This window comes from Noviherbaspirillum denitrificans (genome assembly GCF_002211445.1).
GTDB lineage: Bacteria > Pseudomonadota > Gammaproteobacteria > Burkholderiales > Burkholderiaceae_D > Noviherbaspirillum > Noviherbaspirillum denitrificans.
Map to the genome: position 1 here is coordinate 3,357,850 of NZ_LSTO01000001.1, position 3,239 is coordinate 3,361,088.

5 protein-coding genes are annotated in these 3,239 nt (G+C 63.3%); 1 reads left to right on the forward strand and 4 read right to left on the reverse strand.

All coding sequences use genetic code 11. The features are described 5' to 3' along the window. On the forward strand, positions 1–356 hold a 356-nt coding region (locus AYR66_RS28950), incomplete at its 5' end, for a diaminopimelate decarboxylase family protein (protein ID WP_420093105.1). On the opposite strand, the gene AYR66_RS16240 is transcribed toward AYR66_RS28950, so the two are convergent. The 4 genes from AYR66_RS16240 to AYR66_RS16255 all read right to left on the reverse strand — a co-directional run. Then, the gene (locus AYR66_RS16240; RefSeq protein ID WP_088708368.1) at positions 327–998 is read right to left on the reverse strand and encodes a protein-methionine-sulfoxide reductase heme-binding subunit MsrQ; all 672 of its coding nucleotides are present in this window, start codon (positions 996–998) and stop codon (positions 327–329) included. The two genes, AYR66_RS28950 and AYR66_RS16240, sit on opposite strands and share 30 nt — an antisense overlap. Then, on the reverse strand, positions 998–1,969 hold the full coding sequence (gene msrP, locus AYR66_RS16245; RefSeq protein ID WP_088708369.1) for a protein-methionine-sulfoxide reductase catalytic subunit MsrP: 972 nt from the start codon (positions 1,967–1,969) through the stop codon (positions 998–1,000). The genes AYR66_RS16240 and msrP overlap by 1 nt, the downstream gene beginning before the upstream one ends. Before the next feature lie 57 nt (positions 1,970–2,026). Continuing rightward, positions 2,027–2,785 (reverse strand): anti-sigma factor family protein, encoded by a 759-nt coding sequence (locus AYR66_RS16250; protein WP_088708370.1) that lies wholly within the window; start codon positions 2,783–2,785, stop codon positions 2,027–2,029. 1 nt (position 2,786) lies between these two features. Then, a partial coding sequence (locus tag AYR66_RS16255; protein ID WP_141104256.1) for an RNA polymerase sigma factor occupies positions 2,787–3,239 on the reverse strand: 453 nt, incomplete at its 5' end.

Consider the following 3,239-nt stretch of genomic DNA (forward strand, 5'->3'; position numbering starts at 1 on the left):
TGAAAAACTTCGCCATCGTCAATGCGGCAATGAACGACCTGATGCGCCCGGCGATGTACGAGGCATGGCATGGCGTGCAGCCGGTCGTGCAGCGCGAAGGCAAGGCCAAGACCTACGATATCGTCGGCCCGGTGTGCGAATCGGGCGACTGGCTGGCGCGCGAGCGTTCGCTGGCGATCGAGCAGGGCGACCTGCTGGCGATCATGTCGGCCGGCGCGTATGGCATGACGATGTCGTCCAACTACAATACGCGCGGCCGCGCCGCCGAAGTGATGGTCGACGGCGACCAGGTCCACCTGATCCGCCGCCGTGAAAATCCGGGCGAACTATTTGCGCTCGAGACGCTGCTCCCGTAATCCTCCGCATACCGGCGCCGGTTGCATCCGGCGCCGCTGCAGCCGCGGCTGCAAGACATTCCACCACAGTCGCATCAGCAACAGCACCGCGACGATGCTTCCGAACAGGATCGGCTGTGCGAAGTCGTTCTTGCCCGCCTTCATCCACCAGAAATGCAGGATGCCCAGTGCCGCAATCAGGTAGACCAGCCTGTGCAGCAACTGCCAGCGCTTGCCTCCCAGCCTTTTCACCATGCCGTTGGTGCTGGTCACCGCAAGCGGAACCAGCAGCACGAAAGCGCTGAAGCCAACCGTGATGAAGGGCCGCTTGACCACGTCCTTGAGCATCTCGTCGACATCAAAGAAATGGTCGAACCAGAGGAAGGTCGTGAAGTGCAGCGCCGCGTAGAAAAATGCAAACAGGCCGAGCATGCGGCGCAGCCGGATCAGCCAGTGCTGGCCGGTCAGCTTGCGCAGCGGCGTGATGCTCAAGGTCAGGCACAGGAAGTACAGCGTCCAGTCGCCGGTGTTGCGCGTGATGAACTCGATGGGATTGGCGCCAAGCCTGTCGGTAAACGCGAACAGCACCAGCCGCGCGAAAGGAAGCAGCGAGGCGGCGAACAATGCCGCCTTCGCCAGCGATATCTGTCTCGGGGTAATCATCAGTAGAACTTCTTCAGGTCCATGCCGGTGTACAGCGACGCGACTTCGCTGTAGCCATTGAACATCAGCGTCTTGCGCTTGGGCTTGAGGAAGCCGTCCTCGCCGATGCGCCGCTCGCTTGCCTGCGACCAGCGCGGGTGGTCGACCTCGGGGTTCACATTGGAATAGAAGCCGTATTCCTGCGGTGCCGATATATTCCACGCCGTTTTCGGCTGGTCCTTCACAAAGCGGATCTTCACGATGGACTTGGCCGACTTGAAGCCATACTTCCACGGCACCACGATGCGCACCGGCGCGCCGTTCTGGTTCGGCAGGACTTCGCCGTACATGCCCAAGGTGAGCAGGGTCAGCGGATGGCTGGCTTCGTCGAGGCGCAAGCCTTCGACATAGGGCCATTCCAGCACCGGGCTGCGCAGGCCGGGCATCTGCTTGCGGTCCGCGAGTGTGGTGAATTCCACGTACTTCGCATTGCCGGTGGGTTCGACGCGCTTGATGATTTCGGAGAAGGAATAGCCGATCCAGGGAATCACCATCGACCAGCCTTCGACGCAGCGCAGGCGGTAGATGCGCTCTTCGAGCGGCGCCAGCTTGAGCAGGCTGTCGATGTCGAGCGTCATCGGCTTTCTGACCTCGCCCTCGATGGCTACCGTCCACGGGCGCGTGCGCAGCGAACCGGCGGCGCCTACAGGATCGGTCTTTTCGGTGCCGAATTCATAGAAATTGTTGTAGCTCGTCGCGTCCTTGTAGGACGTCGGTTTGTCCATCACCATGAACGCGGCGTTGCGGGTAGCGGGGAGCTTCGGCCCCGACTGCGCGAAAGCGTCCCGGATCAGCAGGTCCGGCGCAGCCGCCGCAATCGAGCCGAGCGCCATCTGCTTGATGAAGGTGCGGCGCGACTCGAAGACATGGCGTGGCGTGATTTCAGACGGAAAAGGCAGATCTATCCCGTTGGCGTTGCGCTTGATTAACATGGGTACTCCGCGAGGTGATGACGATGCTTGGTCTGTCCCTGACCGGAAAACCTTACATCAATTTGACGGATGACGCAGTTGGGTGTCGACTGCCCGGGCGACGTCCATCATGCGGTTCTTGCCGATGCTGCCGGACAAGGCATAACCGTAATCGCGGTCTACCCAGTAGAAGACGCTGCTGCCGTTTTGTTCCAGTAGTTGGAAACGGGTATCGCCTGCGTTGCGCCCGGCACGCCGCACGATCAGGGTCAGTCTTTCGCCGTCCACCGATTCGTACATCAGTTGCGCCAGGGGTCCGTCCTCGCCAGGCAGGAGGCGGCCGCCGAGCAGCGAGAATCCATGCTGATTCAGCGCAGGCGCCCGGATCGGCGCATCCAGTCGCTTGGACAGCCATGCAACGAGATGGGCTTCCTGCTCGGCCGGCACTTCCACCGGGTGGCGTTTTTCGCTGGCGTACAGGAGGTGAGCGCGCAACGCACGTTCGGCGAATGCGGCTGGCCCCGGTGCCGGTTGCGTCATGTCGCGTGCGGCCCAGCCTGCAACGAGGCCGAATGCGAGCGCGGCAACGCTGGCGGCCCAGGCCAGCGGAAAGTGCCGACGCCGCAAAGCCGCGCCCATGCCGATGGGGACGGGTTCATTGAGCACGGCGTCGAACGCCTCATGCAGCAAGCGGTTCTGCTGCCGCAAGTCCTGGACCAGCACCGCCGCCTCCGGCTGCACGGCGAGATAGGCCTCGACCTCCGCACGGCGTTCCGGGCCGAGCTGGTTGTCGACGTAGCCGTGGAGGTCCTGTTCGCTGATCGGGTCGGTCTTCATGTCACTTGATCCGGGAAAGCCGTGAAACGCCGGCCGCGGCCGTGCCGGATAGATAGGCGCGCAATTGTTCGCGGGCGCGCGACAGCCGCGACATCACTGTTCCTATGGGGACGTCGAGGACGGCAGCCGCTTCCTGGTAAGACAGCTGTTCCAGTCCGACCAGCACGATCACCGCGCGGTGCTCCGGCGTCAGCCTGGAGAGCGCGCGTTGCATGTCGATCTGCATGGGGAAATCCGGGGTCACCGAGGGTTCCGGGACATCCTCGTCCGGCACCGTCTGGCCGCGGCGGGCAACGTCGTTCAGGAACAGGCGATACAGGATCGTGAACAGCCAGGCGGTCAGGCTGCGGTCGAAGCGGAACTGCCAGCGCCGCTGCAGCGCCCGCTCCAGCGTGTCCTGCACCAGGTCGTCGGACCAGGCCGCATCGTGCGTCAGCGCGCGCGCATACCGCCG